This is a genomic window from Rhizobium mayense (assembly GCF_030272705.1).
GTDB classification, from domain to species: domain Bacteria; phylum Pseudomonadota; class Alphaproteobacteria; order Rhizobiales; family Rhizobiaceae; genus Rhizobium; species Rhizobium mayense.
Map to the genome: position 1 here is coordinate 18,321 of NZ_JARFYM010000003.1, position 22,335 is coordinate 40,655.

Sequence of the window (22,335 nt, forward strand, 5' to 3'; positions counted from 1 at the left end):
AATCATGCCCGCAGAATTCGATCTCTATGGCGTCTATGTCCCACGCCTTCTCGTTCTCATGCTCGTGACGCTGTTTGCCGTCATCATCCTTCGACGCCTCCTGGCATGGATTGGAGCCTATACTCTGGTCTGGCATCGCGGTCTTTTCGATCTCGCGCTTTACGTCCTGCTTCTCGACGCCGTTTCCTCTGTCTCCCGTTGGTATTTCACATGAACACGTTAAAGCTCATCGGCCGTTTGGCCGTCACTCTCCTCTTCGTCGTTGCTGCCGTCTATGTCGGCCGTCAGCTTTGGCGCCACTATATGGAAGAGCCGTGGACGCGCGATGCCCGTCTGCGCGCCGATGTCGTCGGCATCGCGCCCGATGTTTCGGGCCCGGTCAGCGAAGTCCTGGTAAAGGACAATCAGATCGTCAAGAAGGGCGATGTCTTGTTCCGTGTCGATCGCGATCGTTTCACGATTGCCCTTGCCCAGGCCGATGCTGCGCTCGAAGGTGCCAAAGCGGCGCTCGACCAGGCACACCGCGAAAACGAGCGGCAGCAGCGTCTCGGCGCTGCCGGTTCGGCTCAACAGAAGGAGCAGGCGAAAACCGCGGAAGAACAGGCGCAGGCCGCCCTTGGTCAGGCCACGGCCAACCGCGCTCTCGCACAGCTCAACCTCGACCGCTCCGAGGTGAAGGCGACTGTCAACGGCAGCGTTTCCAACTTCGGTCTTCGTCCGGGCGACTATGTCACCGCGGGCACCGCGAAGGTCGCGCTCATCGATGCCGACTCTCTGCGGGTCGAGGGCTATTTCGAGGAAACCAAGCTGCCACGCATCCAGATCGGCGACGAAGTGTCGATCCATCTGATGGGACAGCCGGAAAAGCTGACGGGCCATGTGGAAAGTATTGCCACCGGCATCGAAGACCGCGAGCGTACCTCAGGCAGCTTGCTCGCCAATATCACCCCGACCTTCAGCTGGGTTCGCCTGGCGCAGCGCGTGCCCGTGCGCATTGCTCTCGACAAGGTGCCCGACGGCACGAAGCTGATCGCGGGCCTGACCGCAACCGTAGAGGTGCAGGAACAGGGCCAGGCCAAGATCGCCAGTGCTGCGGAATGATCATCGTTTGAAAAGATGGAGGCGGCCGAGTTCAGGCCGCCCTGGAGCGTGACACTGCAGCCGGGCTACGCGCCGCCCGGCGTCTTTCCATCATGATCGGCCGGTACGATCGATAGAGGATCATGGCGATCAGCAAGCCGATATAGATATATTGCTCCATCGACAGAACCTTCGTCGACAGCGCGAAATGCAGCGCGCCGCAGGCGGCGATGATATAGACCAGCCGGTGCAGCCAGATCCACTTCTTGCCGAGACGCTTGATCGAAAAGCTGTTGGAGGTCACGGCCAGAGCCAGCAACATGACCAGCCCGGCCATGCCGAACATGATGAAGGGCCGCTTTAATACATCGTCGATGACAGCCTGCACGTCGAGCGCCTGGTCGAGGACCATATAGACCGTCAGATGCATCAGGACGTAGTAGAAACAAAGCAGGCCGAGCGCCCGGCGGTAGCGCAGATAGTTCCAGCCGAAGAGATCGCGCGCCGGCGTAACGGCAAGCGTCAGGAGCAGGAAGCGGATCGCCCAGAGCCCAAGGAAGAGCTCGAAGGTCTTGACCGCATCGGCGCCGAGCTGGTCCGTGGCGCCGAGATAGAACTCCCATGCCGCCGGCACCAGGCCGACGGCATAAAGCGCCCAGACTGAAGCCGGCTGCCAGCGCTTGGGCAGAGCGAGGGAAAGGGCCATCAGAAATTCGCTCTCAGGTCCATGCCGGCATAAAGGCTTGCGACCTGATCGGCATAGCCGTTGAAGGGCAGGGTGGGATGGCGGTTCGCACCGAAGAAGCCGCCTTCACCGATACGGCGTTCCGTCGCCTGGCTCCAGCGCGGATGGTCGACTGCCGGATTGACGTTGGCATAGAAGCCGTATTCCTGGCTATTGGTCGCCTGCCAGGTGTTCAGCGGCTGCTTGTCGGTGAGCGTGATTCGCACGATCGACTTGATGCCCTTGAAGCCGTATTTCCATGGCACGACGAGGCGGACTGGCGCGCCATTCGCGTTCGGCAATGTCTCGCCGTAGAGACCGACAGCCAAAAGCGTCAGCGGGTTGCGTGCCTCATCGAGCCGCAGGCCCTCGACATAGGGCCAATTCAGGGACTGGAAAACGCCTGACTGCCCGGGCATCTCTGCCGGCCGTACCACCGTCTCGAAGGCGACGAATTTGGCGCTGCCAAGCGGCTCGACCTTGTCGAGCAGCGCGGCGAGGGGAAAACCATCCCAGGGGATCACCATTGACCAGGCTTCGACGCAGCGCATGCGATAGACCCGCTCTTCCGGCGGAAATTCCTTGATCAGCGCATCGATATCGAATGTGCCGGGCTTGCCGGCCATGCCGTCGACCTTGACGGTCCACGGCCGCGGCTTGAAATCGCCCGAAAGTTTCGCCGGATCGGCCTTGTCGAGACCGAATTCGTAGAAATTGTTGTAGGTGGTGACATCCTTGATCGGCGTCAGCTTTTCGTTGACCGTATAATTGCTCTTGCTGGCGGTCAGCGTATCGGCAAGGGCGCTCTTGCTGCCGGCGATTGCAATACCGGCGCCAGCCGCAGCCGTCAGGAATTCCCGGCGCCTCAAATAGACCGAGCGTGGCGTGATCTCGGAGGAGGCGATCTTCGGCGGGCGATAGGACGGCATTTCCTGTATTCCTTTCGACTGTTGTAGAGATATAGCGACCTCTACGCAGGGGAAGCACGATTTGTTACTCTCTTACGATGTTATTTCTTTTGGACGGAAACCAATTTTTTGTGTGCGTTCGTGAAGGAATAAGCCGCCTCCCGCATTGTCTATGTCATTTGGCTGATGACTGGCCGCAGACGACGTCTGCCCTTGCTGCGTACCGGATTCGGTCTAGGTGATAGTGACAGTCCCGTGCGATTGGATTACGACAATTCCAAAAAGCAGGAATGCCGGCGCTACCTTGGGCGCAAAGCCCTGGCCGGCCGGCGCCTCACCATTTCCAAGACGACGAGGAAGACACCATGCCAGCTTATCGTTCCAGAACCACGACCCACGGCCGCAATATGGCGGGCGCGCGCGGCCTTTGGCGCGCGACGGGTATGAAGGACAGCGATTTCGGCAAGCCCATTATTGCGGTTGTCAACTCCTTCACCCAGTTTGTGCCGGGTCACGTCCACCTCAAGGATCTCGGCCAGCTCGTGGCGCGCGAAATCGAAGCGGCCGGCGGCGTCGCCAAGGAATTCAACACCATCGCCGTCGATGACGGTATCGCCATGGGCCATGACGGCATGCTCTATTCGCTGCCCTCACGCGAACTGATCGCCGACAGCGTCGAATACATGGTCAACGCCCATTGCGCCGATGCGATGGTCTGCATCTCCAACTGCGACAAGATCACTCCCGGCATGCTGATGGCCTCGCTGCGTCTCAACATCCCGACCGTCTTCGTCTCCGGTGGTCCGATGGAAGCCGGCAAGGTCGTGCTGCATGGCAAGAAGGTCGCTCTCGACCTCGTCGATGCCATGGTGGCCGCCGCCGACGACAAGATCAGCGATGAAGACGTCCAGACGATCGAACGGTCTGCCTGTCCGACCTGCGGCTCATGCTCCGGCATGTTCACCGCCAATTCGATGAACTGCTTGACGGAAGCACTTGGCCTGTCGCTGCCCGGCAACGGCTCGACCCTCGCCACCCACGGCGACCGCAAGCGCCTCTTCGTCGAAGCGGGCCATCTGATCGTCGATCTCGCCCGTCGCTATTACGAGCAGGACGATGCGACGATCCTGCCGCGCAACGTCGCTTCGAAGCAGGCGTTCGAAAATGCCATGTCGCTCGACATCGCCATGGGCGGCTCGACCAATACCGTGCTGCACATTCTCGCCGCCGCGCATGAGGGCGAGATCGATTTCACCATGGCCGACATCGACGCGCTGTCGCGCCGGGTACCCTGCCTGTCGAAGGTCGCGCCCGCAAAGAGCGACGTGCATATGGAAGACGTGCATCGCGCCGGCGGCATCATGTCGATCCTCGGCGAACTGGACAAGGGCGGCCTCATCAACCGCGATTGCCCGACCGTCCACGCCGAAACGCTGGGCGACGCCATCGATCGCTGGGACATCACCCGCACCAACAGCGAGAGCGTGCGCGAATTCTTCCGCGCTGCTCCGGGCGGCATTCCGACCCAGGTTGCTTTCAGCCAGAACGCCCGTTGGGAAGAACTCGACACCGACCGTCAGAACGGCGTCATCCGCAGCGTCGAGCATCCCTTCTCCAAGGATGGCGGTCTTGCTGTTCTCAAGGGCAATTTGGCGCTGGACGGCTGCATCGTGAAGACGGCAGGCGTCGATGAATCGATCCTGAAATTCTCCGGCCCGGCCAAGGTCTTCGAAAGCCAGGATGCTGCTGTCAAGGGCATCCTCAGCAACGAAATCAAGGCCGGCGACGTGGTCGTCATTCGCTATGAAGGCCCGAAGGGCGGCCCCGGCATGCAGGAAATGCTCTATCCGACGAGCTATCTGAAGTCGAAGGGCCTCGGCAAGGCCTGCGCGCTGATCACCGACGGCCGCTTCTCCGGCGGCACCTCGGGCCTCTCCATCGGCCATGTCTCGCCGGAAGCGGCAAACGGCGGCACGATCGGCTTGGTGCGCGAAGGCGACATGATCGATATCGATATCCCGAACCGCATCATCAGCCTGCGCATCGACGACAAGGAGCTAGCTGTGCGCCGCGAAGCCCAGAACGCCAAGGGTTGGCATCCGGCAGAGCAGCGCAAGCGCAACGTCACCACGGCGCTGAAGGCCTATGCTGCCTTTGCGACCAGTGCCGACCGTGGTGCGGTCCGGGACTTGGGCGGGAAATAATCGAGCGCCTTCGCCCCGCAAGGCGGGGAGAAGGTGGGTTGGGGCAATTGAGCTTAGCGAAATTGTCCCAGGTCGGATGAGGGGCCTTCTCGAGATTCATCGCTACGGCAGAATTTGCCGGACCCACGATAGCCCCTCACCCTAGCTCTCTCCCCGCGTGCGGGGAGAGGGGACAACAGAGCAAGAGGTCAGCCCATCTCCATAAACGCGATGCTATAGAGGCCGGTTGATCCGCTTATACGTCTCCTCCAGCGCTTTCAGCCGCTCGTCATAGGCCGCCTTGATGCACGCCGCATCCGCATTGCACGCCTGCCGCTTCTTCAGCCAGACTGTCTGCTGGTCCTGCAATGTGCCGCGTGAGCCCATGGCCAGCAGGCCAGAGAGCAGATCGAAGGTCGTCACCATCTTCACGTCGGCATCATTGAGCGCTCTGTGATCGCAGATCGTCTTCTCGTCCAGCTTGAGGTTCTGCGCATCGCAATCGAAGCTCGCGGCCTGGGATGTGCTGGCCACCGCAAGAGCGGTGAGCGTGAGCGAGGTGAGGAGGAAGGTTGCCGCAAGGCTGTTTGATCGCATGATTTTGCTCCATCTGCCGGTTTCCGAAGCGAAATGCGCGATCACGGGTTTTTGTTCATCTGGCCTGTTTTTCGTGCGCGCCGACGACCATTTACGGTTCATGGTTCCGCCCTCTTTTCTTTCTAGCGTCGAGCGCTACAACGTTGTTTCAAGAGCATTAAAAAAGGAAAATTCCATGCAGGTCCTGCTGAAGCGCACCGCCGTTTCGATGATCGCCCTCATCATGACGATGCCGCTTTCCGCTGAGGCGCAGACCGCGAAGTCGGTGCCGCAGAGCCAGATGCAAATGCAGCTTTCGTTCGCGCCGCTGGTCAAGCAGACGGCCGGCGCCGTGGTCAATGTCTATGCCGAGCGGCAGGTGCAGCAGCGGTCGCCCTTCGCAGGCGATCCCTTCTTCGAGCAGTTCTTTGGCCAACGCATGCCGAATCGCACAGAGAAGCAGGCTTCGCTCGGTTCCGGCGTCATCGTCGAAGCGAACGGCACGGTTGTCACCAACAATCACGTCATCGACGGCGCCGACGACATTAAGATCGCGCTGTCAGACGGTCGCGAGTTCCCCTGCAAGGTCGTGCTGAAGGATGATCGAGTCGATCTCGCTGTCCTGAAGATCCAAACCAAGAATGCAAGTTTTCCCGTGCTACCGATTGGCAATTCCGATGCCGTCGAAGTGGGTGATCTGGTGCTGGCGATCGGCAATCCTTTCGGTGTCGGCCAGACGGTCACAAGCGGCATCGTCTCGGCGCTCGCCCGCAACCAGGTGAAGAACGAGGTCGGCTTCTTCATTCAGACCGATGCCTCGATCAATCCCGGCAATTCCGGCGGCGCTCTGATGAACATGACGGGCGAATTGATCGGCCTCAACACGGCAATCTTTTCCCAGGGCGGTGGCTCGAATGGCATCGGCTTTGCCATCCCCGCCAATCTGGTCAGAGTTTTTCTCGCCGCCGCCGACCGCGGTGACAAAGCCTTCGAGCACCCGTATATCGGCGCCTCCTTTGAGCCGGTGACTTCTGAGGTTGCCGAAGCGCTGGGGCTCGACAAGGTGCGCGGCGCGCTCGTGACCAAAGTGGTCGATGGCGGGCCGGCGGCCAAGGCTGGCCTGAAGGCCGGTGAGGTGGTCACCGCCGTCAACAATATCCCTGTCGAGCATCCGGACGCCCTTGGTTACCGTCTGACGACCGCAGGACTTGGCGCCACTGTGGCCCTGACGGTCCTGGACAACGGCAAAGAACATCAGGACACCCTCACGCTTGCGGCCGCGCCGGAATCCACGCCGCGGGACGAGAAGCTGATCCAGGGCGAAAATCCCTTCTCGGGCGCAACCGTCGCCAACCTCTCGCCGCGCGTCGCCGACGAGCTGCACTTGCCGCCGGATACGAGTGGCGTCGTCGTCGAGAATCTGAAGGCGGATTCGCCGGCCGATCGTCTTGGTTTCGCGGCAAAAGATATCATCATTTCCGTCAACGGCGTCGCCATCACGTCAACGGACGTGCTACAGCAGGCCGTTACCGGCAATCCGAGCTTCTGGCGCGTCGAAATCGAGCGCGACGGTCAGCGCATCCGGCAGTTCTTCCGATGAGTGATGATCTATTTGCACCGCGGATACCGGAGGAGGTCGCCAACAGGCGGCCTCTTGCCGATCGTCTGCGGCCGCAAACCTTGGCCGATGTCACCGGCCAGCCACATCTGACCGGCGAGGACGGCGCACTTCGGCGGATGATTGACTCCGGCTCGCTCGGCTCGATGATCTTCTGGGGCCCGCCCGGCACCGGCAAGACGACGGTGGCGCGGCTGCTGTCGGGCGAGGCAGGGCTGGCCTTCGAACAGATCTCGGCAATCTTCTCCGGCGTCGCCGATCTGAAAAAGGTGTTTGAAGCCGCGCGTCTGCGCCGCATGGACGGCCGCCAAACGCTGCTTTTCGTCGACGAGATCCACCGCTTCAACCGCGCCCAGCAGGACAGCTTTCTGCCTGTTATGGAGGACGGCACCGTCATCCTGGTCGGCGCCACCACCGAGAACCCATCTTTCGAGCTCAACGCCGCTCTTCTGTCCCGCGCGCGCGTCCTGACGTTTCGCTCGCATGATGAGGAAAGCCTGGAGGAGTTGCTGCGCCGCGCCGAAAAGGCAGAAGGCCGGCCGTTGCCGTTGACCGAGGACGCCCGCGCCAGCCTGATTCGCATGGCCGATGGCGATGGCCGTTCCGTGCTGACGCTGGCCGAAGAAGTCTGGCGCGCCGCGCGCAAGGACGAGCTCTTCGATCCGGATGCGCTGATCAAAATCGTGCAGCGCCGCGCGCCGGTCTACGACAAGGCGCAGGACGGCCATTACAATCTGATTTCGGCTCTGCATAAATCGGTGCGCGGCTCTGATCCCGATGCCGCGCTCTACTATCTTGCGCGCATGTTCGATGCCGGCGAAGACCCGCTTTATCTCGGGCGGCGGCTGGTACGCATGGCGGTGGAGGATATCGGGCTTGCCGATCCGCAGGCGCTGGTCATCTGCAACGCCGCCAAGGACGCCTATGATTATCTGGGGTCACCGGAAGGTGAATTGGCTCTGGCCGAGGCCTGCGTCTATCTCGCCACCGCCCCGAAGTCGAACGCCGTCTATACCGCGTTCAAGGCGGCGACGCTGGCAGCCAAGCAGAACGGATCGCTGCTGCCGCCCAAGCATATCCTCAATGCGCCGACGAAGCTGATGCGCACGGAAGGTTACGGCGACGGTTACCACTATGATCACGACGAGCCGGATGCCTTTTCAGGCCAGAATTATTTTCCGGAGAAGATGGACCGCCAGACCTTCTACGATCCGCCGGAGCGCGGCTTCGAGCGTGAAATCCGCAAGCGGCTGGACTGGTGGTCGAAACTGCGCAAGGAGCGCGCCGAGCGATAGGCTGATGTCACCGGTTGGTGGTATTTTACACCGCAGCCTTCTGCATGCGCGGTGGAGACGCCTTGTCGATCATCTTGACGCTGGATTCAGCAACGCCGTTATGGCCTTCCATGTCCACCACAAGATGCCAGTGTCCGGATTCTGGAATGCTCAGCCGGATCGGCGATTTCTTGGCGACACCGCCGACGAACTGGTGCTTCAGGGTTTCCGTAAAGCGTTCGAAATTCGAGCTGTTCATCAAGCGCACATTGGCGATGGCCGATAATGTGATCTCGATCACCGTTCCAGCGCGCTGCTCGCTGAGATCGTAGTGGCTGTAACGGAAGGTAGGCTTCGACATTGCTCTTGGACTCTAATGGCACCCGACCGTTACTTTACCCAAAGGCGGGTTAAAGAAGCGTTGGGCCGGGTGCGTGAGGCGGTCAAAGGGTGTTTCGAATTGCTACGTCTTAATGTAGGTTTGAGGACGGCATCGCGAAGCCGTCGAGGTCGAGCACCGACCCCTCAGGGGCGCGGCATATATCGGCTGGGTTATAGTTGCACTCTTCTGCCGCGAAATGCAGCGCCGCCTCTTCGTTGGCGAACAAGCCGCCGACCAGACCCTGCCGGTCCTGGACGATCCAGGTGCCGCGCCGGTCACGGCCGATTGTGAAGCGGGCGGGTGCCGGCGAAGCTGCAAGATGAGCCGTGCGGCGCTGGATATGCTGTGCGTTTGTCATAATTTTCCCTCGTAGATCGCTTCGATACGCTTAGTTGCCGGCCAGGTGCATCAGCACCTGGATGACACCGGCGGCAAGAACGACGAGCGCCAGGCGCGGCGCGATGGCGAGAAGGCCGTCTTGCAGCGCATGCGAGGAGATCGGCCGCTTAGCCCTTGCAAGGGCCGCAGCCCGAGGACGTTGGAGCGGGTCGGCGGAAACGCCGAAATGCATGTAGCGTGACATCATAGTTCCTTTCCAAGTGTCACTAGCGCTTTCGATTTGAATCGATGTGTGCGCCACGCAGATAAATCTATGAGTGATGCGGTATGTTTTCCATTTGGCAGGAAAGGCTAAAATATAAAAATCTCATAGGGATAGAGAGCTTTTATAATCCCAGTCTGAAAGTCGGAGGCGAGGGCGCGTGGCTATGGCAGTCCAGTTGCAGCGAGGCCGCCGCCGTCTGGATCGCTGCATCCGTCTCGGCGTCGACGCCGGTCAGCGGCAGACGTACTTCGGAACTCATGCCCTTCATCAGAGACAAGGCATGCTTTACCGTTGCCGGTTCGGGCTCACGCGCAAGCGCCTTGAACAGCGACCGCAGCCGGTCGTCGATCAGCCGCGCCGCGGCCAGATGGTCGCATCCGGCCGATAGCTGCATGGAGTGGAGAAGCCGCGGCACTATATTGGCAGCGCTCGAAAACGAACCTCGCCCACCGGCGATGGTGAAGGCAAGTGCGGATGCATCATGCGTCGTATAAAGCCCGATCCATTCCGGCAGCAGGGGGCGCCAGGTGCCGATGCGGGCGATGTCACCACTGCCGTCGGCGATGCCGATGATGGTAGGGATTTCCGACAGTCGCGCGACTGTCGCCGGCGTCAGGTCGATGGCGGTATGGGCAGGCAGATTATGGATGATCAACGGCAGATCGGTGCTGTCGGCTAACTGTTCGAAATGGTGGACCAGGCCTTTCTGGCTTGGCTTCGAATAATAGGGAAGCGTGACGAAGGCAGCGGCGGCGCCGAGTTTCTGGGCCTGCCGCGTCTCCTCGATCGTTGTTGCCGTGTCGTTGGTGCCGGTGGCGACGATAACGGGTACCTGGCCTTCCGCCAACTCGACACAGATGTCGATGATCCGCGCCCGCTCAAGCTCCGTGAGGACCGGTCCTTCACCGGTCAATGAGCAGGCCAGCAACCCGTCGACGCCACTCAGCAACTGCCACTCCACATGTGCCATCAAGTCGACGGTATCGATGGCATCGTCGCGAAACGGCGTGACAAGCGCTGTGATCGCGCCACTGACGCGCTTCTGTAAGGCCGTTCTCATCATGATCTTCGGGCCGCTCAGAGATAGTGCAGCACGATGAAAAGCTCGAGGCCGCCGAGCACCAGCCCAAAGGCGAACATCGCATAGAAGGTGCGTTTTTCGCGGATTTTCCGGTTGCGAAGCCGGCGTTTCCTGTGGGCTCCGCCGGCCGGGGCGGTGCGGTGGTGCCTTTCGTCGCTGTCTCGCACAAGGAAACGGATAGACTCGGTGAGATTGGGGGTATGTGTATCAAGCATGGCATCTACCTCTGCATTCGATTTCCCACGGTAGTGCCGGGCGACATAGGAAATCCATTCGCGGCGGAAGGCGAAGAAATAGGCGGGATATAAAGATGCAGACGTGGATGTGCCCCGCGTCGCTGCGCCGCTTTTACTGGCGTGGGCAGGGACCCGAGTCGGGCTGAGAGATAAGAATGATCATGCCTTCGAAAAATGTTCCGCTAGCAGGGAAGCATCTTTGGAACTAGGTGACGGGCTTATCCCGTCACCCGCAAGTTCTCCCGGTCCAACTGCGTCACCAGCGCCAGGATCGTCGCCGAGGTCGGCGTTGCGACGCCGGCGAGCTTGCCGAGCGAGACGACCATGCCGACCAGCGGTGTGATTTCCAGCGCCTTGCCGGCCAGCAGATCCTGCAGCATCGAGGTGCGCACCGGGCCGATCTGGCGGGAGCGTTCGAGGCGTTCCTCGACCGAAATCGCCATATGCGCGCCGAGACTCTCCGCAACCGCTTTCACCTCGTTCATCACCTGGCCGACCATGGCGGACAGGGCAGGGTTGCCCATGATGTCGGACATCAGTGCCCGGGTCAGCGCGCTGATCGGATTGAAGGCGGCATTGCCCATCAGCTTGCTCCAGATCTCGTCGCGAATGCGCGGCGAGATAGCGACGTTGATACCGGCCTGCTTCAGCAAGGCCGCAATCGCTTCGATGTCGCCGGTCGCCTCGCCGGAGGGCTCGCCGAGGACGAAGTGCCCGTTATTGCTGAGCTTGATCTCACCGGGATTGACGACTTCCGCGCCCTGATAGGCAACGCAGCCGATGACGCGCTCAGGCCCGACCAGCCGCCAGAGATCGCCGTTCGGATCGAGCTCCTCCATCTGGCGTTCGGCATGGCCGCTTTGCTCATCCCGATGAAAATACCACCAGGGTATGCCGTTCAGGACCATCACGACACGCGTGCCGGCGTGCAGGAGCTTGGCGAGACCGGGTACCGCCGCACCGAGCTGGTGGCCCTTGAGTCCCGTTATTATCAGGTCCTGTGGGGGCAGCTCCGCCGCATCGTCAGTTGCGGTCACCCGGGCCACCAGCGGACTGGCTGCTCCGGCCTCCCAAACGCGCATGCCATGCGTGCGAATGCCTTCCAGATGTGCGCCGCGCGCGACGACTGACACGGTTGCCTGCTCCCTTAGCCCCAAGGCCAGTTTCGCCGCAATCGCGCCGCCAAGCGCGCCTGCGCCGTAGATGCAAATAGTTTTGATTGATGCCATGACCTTGATCTCCGGGTCGGTCGTGATCGGAGCAAGTTAGGTCATCTCCATGATTTGGCGAGCAGTTTATTGAGGTAATCGCAAAAATCTGCCGCCGTTCCGATCGGGACGCAGCCAGCAACAAGGCCAAATCAGGCCCCTGCTCGATGTTACATCCAGTGACGAGCTCTCGCTATCTTACCGTGTATCAAAATTGAACGTGGATTGCAGTTCGAGTTGAAATTCGCGCAGCCTTCGTTCACATTGTTGGGGACGACGACTTTCCGCTTATTTCATGATCGAGTCTAACCCCCAATGCGCCTGATCCGGCACTGAAGCCGGTCGAGTTGCCTAAGGACCCCGCCTCTACGGATTTCGTGAACTCGATGACGTTTTCGCTGCGCACATTCGGCGGTTTGAAGCTTCTGGACAGCGACGGTCATGATGTCGCTTTTCCGGAGAAGGGTCTGTTGATCCTCGCCTATCTGCTGGCGGGTTCGATGGAGCGAGAGCTTCGCGGCACGATGTCGCATTTCCTTTGGGGACATGACGATAACGGCAGTGCGCAGGTGAACCTTCGCAAGCTGGTTTCGAGGATAAAGAGCCGCCAGGCCGAATTGGGCGCGCAATTCCTCCGCTTCACAGAAACTGTGATCGAACTTGAACCGTCTTCGCTGGCTTCGGATATGTCGTTCCTGGACGGCGCCGATCCCCCGTCTTCAAAACTGGCGCTGCTGGTGAAGACGCTGGAATCCGAGTTCCTGGCGGGAGCCAATTGCCAAAGCCCGGCTTTCCGCCGCTGGCTCCGGGCGCAGAAAAGCCGGCATACCGGCCTTCTGAAGGAGACTTTGACCGTTGCGGCTGCTCAGGCGGTAGCGAAGGAAGAGATTGCGCTTGTAAAGGAGACTGCTCTGCTGATCTTCAGCGCTGATCCCGAAGATGCGGATATCCACCGGATGCTGTTGAAGATCTTCGATGCGGCGGGGGAGGTGGAGTATTTTCGACAGATATTTGAGGGACGTGGCGAGCTTCTGGCTTCATGGTCGCGGCTGAGAGCCAAATCCTCTCCGGTTCTGGAGCAGGTTCGAGAGTTGGGGCCAGCGCCGGCATTCATGGCGGCGACCGAGATGCCGCCGAAAGTGAAAATACCACGCCTCATCCTGCTCCCACCCAGAAACGACGGCCGCAATGGCGACACGGCGATGATTGCTGCGTCTCTTATCGAGGATATCACCATCGGCTTCTGTGCGATGAACAGCCTGCAGGTGATCGCACCCTATACTGCCGTTCAGATCAGCCAGCAAAAAGACGAGGATCCGTTCGTGACCTTCGAGCGGCATGACATCGCCTATATTCTGGATACGCGGCTAAGCGGACAAGACGGGGAGATATCGCTGTTTTCGCAATTGATAGAATTTGCGAGCAGTGAAATCGTCTGGGCGGAGCGCTTCAGTTTGGAACTGTCGTCCCTCGTACGCCAAAGACGGGATATTTCACGGCGCATCGCGCTTTCCGTAGCAAGCCAGATCGAGCGCCACGAAATGATGCGGTCGCATTTCGAGGAAAAACCAACGGCCTACCATCGCTATCTCATGGGGCGGCGATATCTCAGCCGTCTGACGCTGCCGAACCTGCAGCGGGCGCGCACGGAGCTGAAAGCCTCCCTCGAAGAAAGCGCAAATTTCGCCCTAGCGCTGAGTTCGATCGCCCGAACCTATTCCGAAGAATGGCTGCTGACGGCGCGCGGCGATATCGACCTACTGAAATCGGCCGAAAAATATGCGATGCAAGCGATTGCCGCGCGCCACAATATGGCCGACGGCTATCGCGAGCTTGGTGTCGCAAAGGTGTTGCAAGGGGCGATCGACGAAAGTGTCGAGGCGCTGGAACTGGCCGAAACACTGAGCCCCCACTACGCCGATGTCATCGCCGATCACGCCGATACGCTGACCCATTGGTCGCGTCCGGGCCTTGCCTTGCGCAAGATCGAGCGCGCCATCGAGCTGAACCCCTTGAGCCCGGACTCGTATCTCTGGACCGCCGCGGGCGCCAATTATGCGCTCGGCGAGTTCGACGCCACGCTGAGCTATATCAATAGAATGGCCGACGGCAGCTTGGCAGACAGGCTTTCGGCCGCAAGCTGGGCGATGCTGGGCGAAAAGGAGAAGGCGGGCTTCTTCGTTCAGAGGGCTCGCGAAACCAATCCCGACTTTGATGTCGACAAATGGTTGTCCGTCGTGCCGATCAAGGAGCAATGGCACAAGGACCTATATCGAGAAGGGCTAAAGAAAGCGGGATTTTAGGAAAGAGTTTTCAAGTCAAACCGTAACGAAGGGGATATCGGCATGACAAAGGTTGTTGTTATCGGCATTGCAGGTGAAGAAGGTCTGTGGGTGGTCGATCTCGGTGCGAGGAGCGTTACACCGCTCCATCCACCCAAGGCTGGGACGCTCAAGGCTGTTGCGGACCTTAGGACGAGCGGCGCATCCATCACCAAGGGCGTCGATCTGGCTGTGACGGTCAAAGCGGCGGATTCAGCGTTTTCGGGCCGTTTCGACGGCTGAAGAAGGCGAGGGCAGAAGTGCCCTTCAATAGGCACTTCTGCTCTTTCAGAACGAATATGGTGTTCAAGCCCGGCATCGTGCGCTCGGGCTATTCTTTACCACAATCACATTTTAACCTCAGCGGCGATGCTGGACCATAAACAACCAGTGCGGTATCGGTTTGTGGATGGTCCTTTTAAAGTTGATCATGTCGCTGGGGAAGATCGTTGCGTTTCGAAGCCTTAAACCGCCTCTGGGAGACCGTTCGGGAGACCAGCCATGACTATCGGGCCTCTACCGACGTGTTCCCCGTTGTCGATGTCGAGAAGCTGAGCACGACGCTCGGTCTCAAGGAGAAGGGTGCGACCAACGGTGGGCTCAACCGGCCTGGGCAAAGCGCCCAGTCCTTCGATGAGACCGAGCAGCGCGTCATCGCCTGGGTCGAGGCGGAGAAGAAAGGCTCCTATCAGGTCCTTGAAGACCAGTTCCAGACCTTCGACAGCCGTCTGCGCAACCTCGATTTCGAAGGGCAGTTCGGGCTGATCCGGCAGGCGAATGCGTCCAGCGTTTCGGATTTCAAGGCAGAGGTCGCGAGCGGCGTCGACGAGTTGCATGGTCTGCGCCGCAAATTGAAGACCGCCGAGGACGAGATGGTGGGCTTCAAATCCCGGCACAAGCTGCAGCGCGCGGCGAAGGTCTCCAGCAAAGCTGCCTCGGGTTTCAAGGTCGCGCTGATCGTCTTCCTCATCCTCATCGAGATGGTGATGAACGGCAGCTTTCTTGCCAAGGGGAGCGAGCAGGGGATTGTCGGCGGCGTCACGGAAGCGGCGGCATTTGCCTTCTTGAACATCGGCGCGGCACTGATGTTTTCTTTCTTCTGCGTCCGTTTCCTCGTGCACCGCTCGTTTTTCCTGAAGCTGCTCGGTCTCCTCGGCTTGGTCGCCTACGTCGCGGTGGCGCTCGCGATCAACATCGCACTGGCGCATTACCGCGAAGTGTCGGCAACCATCCTCACCGGCGCCGGTACGGAGGTGATGCAGCGGCTGAGGACTGCGCCGCTGGGCCTGCAGGAGTTGAATTCCTGGATGCTGTTTGCCGTGGGCCTGATGTTCTCGCTCTTTGCTTTCATCGACGGCTGTTACCTGACCGATCCCTATCCGGGGTTCGCCGGCGTGCAGAAGCGGCTTGATGCGGCGAGAAGCAATTATATCGACCGCAAGCTCGACCTGATCGACGATCTCCGGGATATCCGAGACGAACACAATGGCAAGATCGAAGAGATCATCCGCGATCTCAGCATGCGCCGGCAGGAGACCGCCGCCATTATTGCACATCGCGCCCGAACGGCCGGCCTTTTCGCCGAGCATCAAAATCATCTCGAACGCACGGCCAACACGCTTCTGACCATCTATCGAGAGGCGAACAGAAGCGCGCGCACGGAGCCGGAGCCGCCTTACTTCGCATCCCGCTATCAGCTTGAGCGCCTGACGCCGGTTCTGCACACCGACGAGGAATGGGACGACAAGGTGCTCGGCGAGCGCATTCAGAGCGCGCAGGCTGAGTTGACCCAGCAGATCAAGCGGATTGGCGACGAGTTCGAGAGCGCCATCGAGAAATACCACCAGCTCGACAATCTTTTCCCGGAGGGCATCATTGGCACGACGCAAGCGGCGTAGCCGAGGCGGCAGCTCGGCTGGTCTTATTATCGCGACGATCTGCCTCGCCATTCTGTCCCTCGGTATTGTCGGCGCCTTTGGCTGGCTTCGCTACAAAGCCAGCGGCAATGTTGTGATCGATCAGGCCTCCCTCTGCCCCGTGGACGGCCCCAAGGCGGAAACGGCGATCCTGCTCGATGTCACCGATCCGATCTCGGACGCGACGGCGCTCGACCTGCGCAATCAGTTCCAGAAGATCGTCGCCGATGTGCCCGTCGGCGGCGCGATCGACATCTATGCCCTGACGGAGAAGGAAGGCGAGCTTATCCAGACCTTCCACGGCTGTAATCCCGGAAGCGGCGCCAATGTCGATGAATGGACCAGCAATCCGCGCCTGGCGCAGGCGCGCTGGGAAAAAGGCTTCGAAAAGCCGCTCCAGGATATTGCCGGCAAGCTGAGCGTCGGCGAGGCCGGCAAGCTGTCGCCGATCATGGCCGCCATCCAGAAGATCAATTTGGAGGTCTTTGCGAGCGCTGCTGGCGGCATGCCGAAACACCTCTACATCGCCTCCGACATGATCGAGCACACCGAGGCCTTCTCGAATTATCGCGACGGCGCCTCCTACCAGAAATTCCAGCAGAGCCCTGCGCGCAATAAATTCCGGACGTCACTGGATGGTGTCACAATCAAGATCCTCGCCTTTCAAAGGCCGAACATGAAGTTCAGTATGGAGGATCTTGCAAATTTCTGGGCGCAATGGATCAAGAGCAATAATGGCGATTTCGACGGCTTCGTCCGGTTGGAAGGGATACGCTGATGGCCGACATTGAGGCGAGGGTAGCCATACGCGACTACGGGCCGATGGCCCTGTTTGCGCTGGTTACCGTCGGCGGCATGATCTTCATCTGGACGTCCAAGCTTCTGGAGTGGCCGCTGCCGATCGTCACCGGCGTGCCGCTGTTGTTGATGGCGATCTACTTCCTGATCTCGCTGGCCTTCGCCGGTTTTCGCCTGCACAACGAGCAGGCAGGCGACAACCTCTACTACATGGGATTTCTGTTTACCCTGTCGAGTCTCGGCGTCTCCCTCTACCTCTTTGCCGGCGAGACATCGATCGAGACGATCGTCCGCAATTTCGGCATTGCCGTCACCTCCACCATTGCCGGCGTGACGCTGCGCATTCTCTTCAACCAGATGCGGCGCGATCCGATCGACATCGAGCGTAGCGTGCGCCATGAACTGGCCGAGATGACGCGGCGCGTGCGCACCGAACTGGACTCGTCGTCGCGCGAATTCTCACACTACCGGCGTGTCAGCAACCAGATGCTGTCGGAGGGTTTTGAAGAGATCGCGCGTCAGGCGGAACGCAACGGCGAGGAAATTCAAAAGATCTTGGAGGTTCTGGCGAAACAGGCGGTCAAACCGATCAACGAGACGGCAGCGCAACTGTCTGAGACGACAACGCAACTGTCCGAGATCATCGGCAAATTCGGCACAGCCGTCGAAACCGTGGGCAAGAAGCTCGAGGAGATTCGCTCGCCCGAAGACGTCGTCCGTGCCGAGTTGGCGCCGGCTATCGCCGCCATCAAGGAAATGGCCGAGGCGCAGCTGCAGCCCCTGAAGAATATCGAACAGACTCTCAGCCACATGGCGGATTTGCCGGGTCGCTCGTCTTCGTCCGAACCCAAACTGATCGATCCTCTTTGGGTGCCGCAGGCGGAAAATCGATCCGCCGATCCGGTTGCACCCAAGGACAATGAGGTGGCTTCGGAGGCGATTGCAGCTACGTCCGCCAAAAATGACGAACCGCCGACCGATACGGCGCGGGGCAAACGTTGGTGGCGTCCATGGTGATGCGCGTCTCGGACACCACGCCGAAGCTGGAACACAAGGGCTATAATCGTGGCCTCATCCTCGGCCTGACCATGGCCGAGTCCATGCTGTTGCTGGTCTTCTGCCTGCTGCTGGTCGCTGCCGCTATGATTTCCACGGAGAGGAACCGCCGTTATGAGGCCGAGCAACGGCTTGCGCTCCTGGAAAAAAAACAAGCCGAGCAGACGTCGCTCATCGTGCAACTACAATCGAAGCTGATTTCCGGTGACCTCTCGGCGTCGGACCGCGCGACGCTGGAAAAGGAATGGCGCGAATTGGTGCTGGCGCGTCAGACGCTGGACAGCATGGGCGCGGACGGCACGAAACCGGAGGATTTGCAGGAGCTTGCCAAGGTCGCGGAAGTGCTGAAACAGCATGGCGTCGATCTCGCCAAGGCGCCCGATGAGGTGGCCAAGCTTCTGACCGGGGAGGGTGGTGGTAAGGGCGCCCATGATTGGCCGCCGATCATCAATCTCGACGACGCCAAGAAGAATTATTTTCAGTCGGGCAGCGCCGAATTGACCAAGACCTTTGAACACATGCTCGACACCACGATCTCGAATGAGATCGCCAGCAATCTCAGCCTCTATGACGCGGACATTGTCGAGGTGATCGGCCATACGGACGAGCAACGCGTATCGCGGGAAAGCTCGAACCTCGACGATACACTGATCGGGGCAATGGATGGCAAGGTACCGATATCGGCCGTCGAGCCTGCGGATAACGCCGGGCTGGGTCTGGCGCGCGCGATCGCCGTCGCCAATGTTCTCAAAGCCAATCCGAAGCTGAAGAACGTCACCATCCTGCCGATGTCGGCCGCCCAACTGATCCTGCCCGGCGATAGGGTGACGACAGGGCAGGCGGGCTCAGTGGAAGCCCGGCGACGCATCGAAATCCGGGTCCGCGGCAGGACAGCGCCCGTTGCCGTGATCAATGATGCAACGGCGCTTCCCGTCAGCGTGCGCTAGTCTAGCTGCCTTTCCGAGCCAGATGCGCTTAACTTCGTAGACCCGGAGCCTCATGGCCCGTGCGTGCCACATATTCGGTATAGCCGCCGCCATATTGGTGAATGCCCTCTGGCGTCAATTCCAACACGCGGTTGGACAACGCGGCCAGGAAATGCCGGTCGTGCGAAACGAACAGCATGGTGCCTTCATATTGCGACAGGGCCTGGATCAGCATTTCCTTCGTGTCGAGGTCCAGATGGTTCGTCGGCTCGTCCAGCACCAGGAGGTTCGGCGGATCGAAAAGCATCATCGCCATGACCAACCGCGCCTTCTCGCCACCCGATAGCACCCGGCACTTCTTCTCGACATCATCGCCGGAGAAACCGAAGCATCCGGCCAGCGCACGCAGTGACCCCTGTCCCGCCTGGGGGAACTCGTGTTCGAGCTGCTGGAAGACGGTGCGCTCGCCGTCCAGCAAGTCCATGGCATGCTGGGCGAAATATCCCATCTTCACGCTTGCACCGAGGTTGACACTGCCTTCGTCCGGCTGCGTCGAGCCGGCGACCAGCTTCAGCAGGGTGGACTTGCCGGCGCCGTTGATGCCCATGATGCACCAGCGTTCCCTGCGCCGCACCATGAAGTCCAGTCCTTCATAGATGACGCGACTGCCGTACTTCTTGTGAACGCTCTTCAGGCTGACCACGTCTTCGCCCGAGCGTGGCGCCGGCTGGAATTCGAAGGCGACCGTCTGGCGGCGTTTCGGCGGTTCCACCCGGTCGATCTTTTCCAACTTCTTCACGCGGCTCTGCACCTGCGAGGCATGCGATGCGCGCGCCTTGAAGCGTTCGATAAATTTGATTTCCTTGGCCAGCATCGCCTGCTGCCGCTCGAACTGGGCCTGCTGCTGCTTCTCGTTCTGCGCCCGCTGCTGCTCGTAGAATGCATAGTCGCCCGAATAGCTGCTCAATGAGCCGCCGTCGATCTCGATGATCTTGGTCACGATGCGGTTCATGAATTCGCGGTCGTGCGAGGTCATCAGCAATGCGCCCTCGTAACCCCTGAGGAATTCTTCCAGCCAGATTAGGCTTTCCAGGTCCAGATGGTTGCTCGGCTCGTCGAGCAGCATGACGTCGGGGCGCATGAGGAGAATGCGGGCGAGCGCCACGCGCATTTTCCAGCCGCCCGACAGCGCGCCGACGTCGCCGTCCATCATCTCCGGGCTGAAGCTTAGGCCTGCCAGGACCTCGCGGGCGCGACCTTCGAGAGCGTAGCCGTCCAGCTCCTCGTAGCGCGCCTGCACTTCGCCGTAGCGCTCAATGATCTTGTCCATGTCGTCGGCCTGGTCGGGATCGACCATGGCCGCTTCGAGCTCCCGCAATTCAGCGGCAACGACGCTCACCGGCCCCGCGCCCTCCATGACTTCGGAGACGGCGCTACGACCCTCCATCTCGCCGACATCCTGGTTGAAGTAGCCGATGGTGACGCCTTTATCGACGGACACTTGTCCTTCATCGGGCTGCTCCTGTCCCGTGATCATCCGGAAAAGCGTTGTCTTGCCGGCTCCGTTTGGACCGACGAGCCCGACGCTCTCGCCTCTGTTGAGCGCCGCGGACGCCTCAATGAAGAGGATACGATGGCTGTTCTGCTTGCTGATATTTTCAATACGAATCATGTTTATTACGCGAGGCCCGAAAAAGTTTCGGCGCCCTTATGCCACGTGTCGCAAGCGCTGTCGCAGCTTTTTAGCCTGATGATCCGTTGAAAATCATCGTCGATACCGACCTCCAGTCTTATGCGGCAAATGCCACCAATGACGGCTTTCGGCGGCCCAAAGGAGACATTCGCCTTAGACGTTCAGGCCTGATTCACAACGATCTCACCTAGCCTTGCGACCGGGACGGTCTCCAGGCCAAGCCCGCAAAGCGAGATCGACCAGGCGCTTCAGTAACTCCGTACATGCTCCATCACAGGCCTGTGCGGACATGCCTTGAACGACAGCCGAATAGAAGCGAGCAAGACTATCGGTGTCGGTTTCCGTCGAAAGCTCGCCTTCGACGACCGCGCGATCGAAGCGCGCCTTCATGCACTGGATCGAAGCCTCTCGCCGTGCCGCTACTTCTTGGGCGACAGCCTCGTTTTCCTCGGCATGCTGAAGGACAGCAGTTGAGACTATGCAGCCTCGCGGCTTACCGGGATTAGAGATGCCTTCGGCGACGTCGTAGAGGTAGAACTCAAGTGCGTCAAAAGCCGACATCGGCCCCTGCAGCGCCTCGGCGCGGCGCTTGGTTTCATGCTCGGTATTGTAGTCCAGTGCCTGCCGATAGAGTTCTTCCTTTGACCCGAATGCGGCGTACAACGAGGGCGGAGTGACACCCATAGCTTGAGTCAGATCGGCTATCGAGGTTCCCTCGTAACCACGCTCCCAGAAAAGCCGCGCCGCGACGCCGAGCCCGACGTCACGATCCAACGCTCTCGGTCTGCCACGTTTCCGACGTGGTTCATCCATTTTTATATCGATCCCTATAAATTTATTGACAGGCGGATTTCTCATTTATTATATGAATCGCTATAAAAATAGCAACGGAGAGACTCATGTCTGGAAAATTGTCGACCAAAGTAGCACTCGTGACTGGCAGTTCGAGTGGCATCGGCCGTGCCGCGGTACTTGCTTTTGCAAGGGAGCGCGCAGCGTTCGTGGCCGTTCATTACGGAAGAAACGCGGAGGCGGCTCAAGCTGTTGTCCGGGAGATAGAGGCGCTTGGCACTAAAGCCGTTGCCATCCACGCGGACCTTGCCAAAGGCAAGGACGCGGCCGACAGTCTTTGGGAACAGTTCAAGGCTGCCGCAATTGCCGCCACAGGCGAGCCTTCCCTGGATATACTTGTCAACAATGCAGGCATTGCGCCCGGGGTCTCGTTGATGGAAACAAGTGAAGCTGTCTTCGATGAGATCATGGCCGTCAACGTAAAAGCCCCCTTCTTTCTCATTCAGGCGGCTGCCGATCATATTCGCGACAACGGACGTATCATCAACGTCTCAACGGGCTTCACGCGCGTCGCGGCTCCGACCCATCCAGCCTATGCCGCGTCGAAGGGTGCGGTCGAAACTCTGACCTTGGCGCTGGCACCTGAATTTGGCCGCCGCGGCATCACGGTGAACACTGTCATGCCCGGCGTTACAGATACCCCTATGAACGCATCGTGGCTCACAATCCCGGAAGCGCGGGCTCAAGCGGAAGCTATGTCGGTGTTCTCGCGCGTCGGCCAGCCCAATGACGTTGCCGACGTCATAGCCTTCCTGGCCTCTAATGAGGCGCGCTGGACGACGGGACACGTGATCGACGCAACCGGAGGAGCTCGACTGTAGTTTGGGCCAGCGGTAGTGACGTGCCTGCGAGAGCGAGCGCGTCACTCGCTTGTTACGAACCAGTCAGGCGGCGTTCGC

The 22,335-nt window shown here is 60.1% G+C and carries 23 protein-coding genes; 12 read left to right on the plus strand and 11 right to left on the minus strand.

Annotated features, from left to right (window positions below; all coding sequences use genetic code 11):
- Positions 1-4 precede the first annotated feature (4 nt).
- Complete coding sequence (locus PY649_RS05640) at positions 5-214, plus strand: DUF1656 domain-containing protein (RefSeq protein ID WP_285867219.1); 210 nt, start codon at positions 5-7, stop codon at positions 212-214.
- Complete coding sequence (locus PY649_RS05645; RefSeq protein WP_285867220.1) at positions 211-1,101, plus strand: efflux RND transporter periplasmic adaptor subunit; 891 nt, start codon at positions 211-213, stop codon at positions 1,099-1,101. The genes PY649_RS05640 and PY649_RS05645 overlap by 4 nt, the downstream gene beginning before the upstream one ends.
- A gap of 31 nt (positions 1,102-1,132) precedes the next feature.
- Here PY649_RS05645 and msrQ read toward each other — a convergent pair whose 3' ends face one another.
- Both msrQ and msrP read right to left on the minus strand, forming a co-directional pair.
- Positions 1,133-1,786 carry a protein-methionine-sulfoxide reductase heme-binding subunit MsrQ gene (gene msrQ / locus PY649_RS05650; RefSeq protein ID WP_432761329.1) on the minus strand — a complete coding sequence of 218 codons (654 nt, stop codon included), beginning with the start codon at positions 1,784-1,786 and terminating at the stop codon, positions 1,133-1,135.
- On the minus strand, positions 1,786-2,733 hold the full coding sequence (gene msrP / locus PY649_RS05655) for a protein-methionine-sulfoxide reductase catalytic subunit MsrP (RefSeq protein WP_285867221.1): 948 nt from the start codon (positions 2,731-2,733) through the stop codon (positions 1,786-1,788). The genes msrQ and msrP overlap by 1 nt, the downstream gene beginning before the upstream one ends.
- 344 nt (positions 2,734-3,077) lie before the next feature.
- Here msrP and ilvD point away from each other — a divergent pair, with 344 nt between their 5' ends.
- Positions 3,078-4,916, plus strand: a complete 1,839-nt coding sequence (ilvD, locus tag PY649_RS05660; RefSeq protein WP_285867222.1) for a dihydroxy-acid dehydratase — start codon at positions 3,078-3,080, stop codon at positions 4,914-4,916.
- Between the two features lie 213 nt (positions 4,917-5,129).
- On the opposite strand, the gene PY649_RS05665 is transcribed toward ilvD, so the two are convergent.
- The gene (locus PY649_RS05665) at positions 5,130-5,492 is read right to left on the minus strand and encodes a lysozyme inhibitor LprI family protein (protein ID WP_285867223.1); all 363 of its coding nucleotides are present in this window, start codon (positions 5,490-5,492) and stop codon (positions 5,130-5,132) included.
- Between the two features lie 175 nt (positions 5,493-5,667).
- Here PY649_RS05665 and PY649_RS05670 point away from each other — a divergent pair, with 175 nt between their 5' ends.
- Positions 5,668-7,071 (plus strand): DegQ family serine endoprotease, encoded by a 1,404-nt coding sequence (locus PY649_RS05670; protein WP_285867224.1) that lies wholly within the window; start codon positions 5,668-5,670, stop codon positions 7,069-7,071.
- Positions 7,068-8,384: a replication-associated recombination protein A gene (locus tag PY649_RS05675; protein WP_285867225.1), complete on the plus strand. Its 1,317-nt coding sequence runs from the start codon at positions 7,068-7,070 to the stop codon at positions 8,382-8,384. The genes PY649_RS05670 and PY649_RS05675 overlap by 4 nt, the downstream gene beginning before the upstream one ends.
- 25 nt (positions 8,385-8,409) lie before the next feature.
- On the opposite strand, the gene PY649_RS05680 is transcribed toward PY649_RS05675, so the two are convergent.
- The 6 genes from PY649_RS05680 to PY649_RS05705 all read right to left on the minus strand — a co-directional run bounded on the left by PY649_RS05680 (position 8,410) and on the right by PY649_RS05705 (position 11,895).
- Entirely contained in the window at positions 8,410-8,724 is a 315-nt protein-coding gene (locus PY649_RS05680) for a DUF1883 domain-containing protein (RefSeq protein ID WP_285867226.1), read from the minus strand.
- 109 nt (positions 8,725-8,833) lie between these two features.
- On the minus strand, positions 8,834-9,103 hold the full coding sequence (locus PY649_RS05685) for a hypothetical protein (protein ID WP_285867227.1): 270 nt from the start codon (positions 9,101-9,103) through the stop codon (positions 8,834-8,836).
- 30 nt (positions 9,104-9,133) lie between these two features.
- The gene (locus tag PY649_RS05690) at positions 9,134-9,331 is read right to left on the minus strand and encodes a hypothetical protein (protein ID WP_285867228.1); all 198 of its coding nucleotides are present in this window, start codon (positions 9,329-9,331) and stop codon (positions 9,134-9,136) included.
- Between the two features lie 139 nt (positions 9,332-9,470).
- Positions 9,471-10,412: a 4-hydroxy-tetrahydrodipicolinate synthase gene (gene dapA / locus PY649_RS05695; RefSeq protein WP_432761330.1), complete on the minus strand. Its 942-nt coding sequence runs from the start codon at positions 10,410-10,412 to the stop codon at positions 9,471-9,473.
- Between the two features lie 14 nt (positions 10,413-10,426).
- Positions 10,427-10,645, minus strand: coding sequence for a hypothetical protein (locus PY649_RS05700; protein WP_285867230.1), 219 nt, complete (start codon positions 10,643-10,645; stop codon positions 10,427-10,429).
- 239 nt (positions 10,646-10,884) lie between these two features.
- The gene (locus tag PY649_RS05705; protein ID WP_285867231.1) at positions 10,885-11,895 is read right to left on the minus strand and encodes a ketopantoate reductase family protein; all 1,011 of its coding nucleotides are present in this window, start codon (positions 11,893-11,895) and stop codon (positions 10,885-10,887) included.
- Between the two features lie 365 nt (positions 11,896-12,260).
- On the opposite strand from PY649_RS05705, the gene PY649_RS05710 reads away from it, so the two are divergent.
- The 6 genes from PY649_RS05710 (at position 12,261) to PY649_RS05735 (ending at position 18,912) form a co-directional block, all read left to right on the plus strand.
- Positions 12,261-14,177 (plus strand): hypothetical protein, encoded by a 1,917-nt coding sequence (locus PY649_RS05710; RefSeq protein WP_285867232.1) that lies wholly within the window; start codon positions 12,261-12,263, stop codon positions 14,175-14,177.
- Positions 14,178-14,219: 42 nt separating this feature from the next.
- Positions 14,220-14,438, plus strand: coding sequence for a hypothetical protein (locus tag PY649_RS05715; protein ID WP_285867233.1), 219 nt, complete (start codon positions 14,220-14,222; stop codon positions 14,436-14,438).
- A 206-nt stretch (positions 14,439-14,644) separates the two neighbouring features.
- Positions 14,645-16,093 (plus strand): hypothetical protein, encoded by a 1,449-nt coding sequence (locus PY649_RS05720; RefSeq protein ID WP_285867234.1) that lies wholly within the window; start codon positions 14,645-14,647, stop codon positions 16,091-16,093.
- Complete coding sequence (locus tag PY649_RS05725; protein ID WP_285867235.1) at positions 16,071-16,889, plus strand: hypothetical protein; 819 nt, start codon at positions 16,071-16,073, stop codon at positions 16,887-16,889. The genes PY649_RS05720 and PY649_RS05725 overlap by 23 nt, the downstream gene beginning before the upstream one ends.
- On the plus strand, positions 16,889-17,926 hold the full coding sequence (locus tag PY649_RS05730; protein WP_285867236.1) for a hypothetical protein: 1,038 nt from the start codon (positions 16,889-16,891) through the stop codon (positions 17,924-17,926). The genes PY649_RS05725 and PY649_RS05730 overlap by 1 nt, the downstream gene beginning before the upstream one ends.
- The gene (locus tag PY649_RS05735; protein WP_285867237.1) at positions 17,920-18,912 is read left to right on the plus strand and encodes an OmpA family protein; all 993 of its coding nucleotides are present in this window, start codon (positions 17,920-17,922) and stop codon (positions 18,910-18,912) included. Before PY649_RS05730 ends, PY649_RS05735 begins: the two co-directional genes overlap by 7 nt.
- A 28-nt stretch (positions 18,913-18,940) precedes the next feature.
- Here PY649_RS05735 and PY649_RS05740 read toward each other — a convergent pair whose 3' ends face one another.
- Both PY649_RS05740 and PY649_RS05745 read right to left on the minus strand, forming a co-directional pair.
- The gene (locus PY649_RS05740; protein ID WP_285867238.1) at positions 18,941-20,563 is read right to left on the minus strand and encodes an ABC-F family ATP-binding cassette domain-containing protein; all 1,623 of its coding nucleotides are present in this window, start codon (positions 20,561-20,563) and stop codon (positions 18,941-18,943) included.
- Positions 20,564-20,767: 204 nt separating this feature from the next.
- A complete protein-coding gene (locus tag PY649_RS05745) occupies positions 20,768-21,397 on the minus strand; it encodes a TetR/AcrR family transcriptional regulator (RefSeq protein WP_285867239.1) in 630 nt (209 codons plus the stop codon).
- 86 nt (positions 21,398-21,483) lie between these two features.
- Between PY649_RS05745 and PY649_RS05750 the strand changes: the two genes are divergently transcribed.
- Positions 21,484-22,257, plus strand: coding sequence for an SDR family NAD(P)-dependent oxidoreductase (locus tag PY649_RS05750; RefSeq protein ID WP_285867240.1), 774 nt, complete (start codon positions 21,484-21,486; stop codon positions 22,255-22,257).
- Positions 22,258-22,335 lie beyond the last annotated feature (78 nt).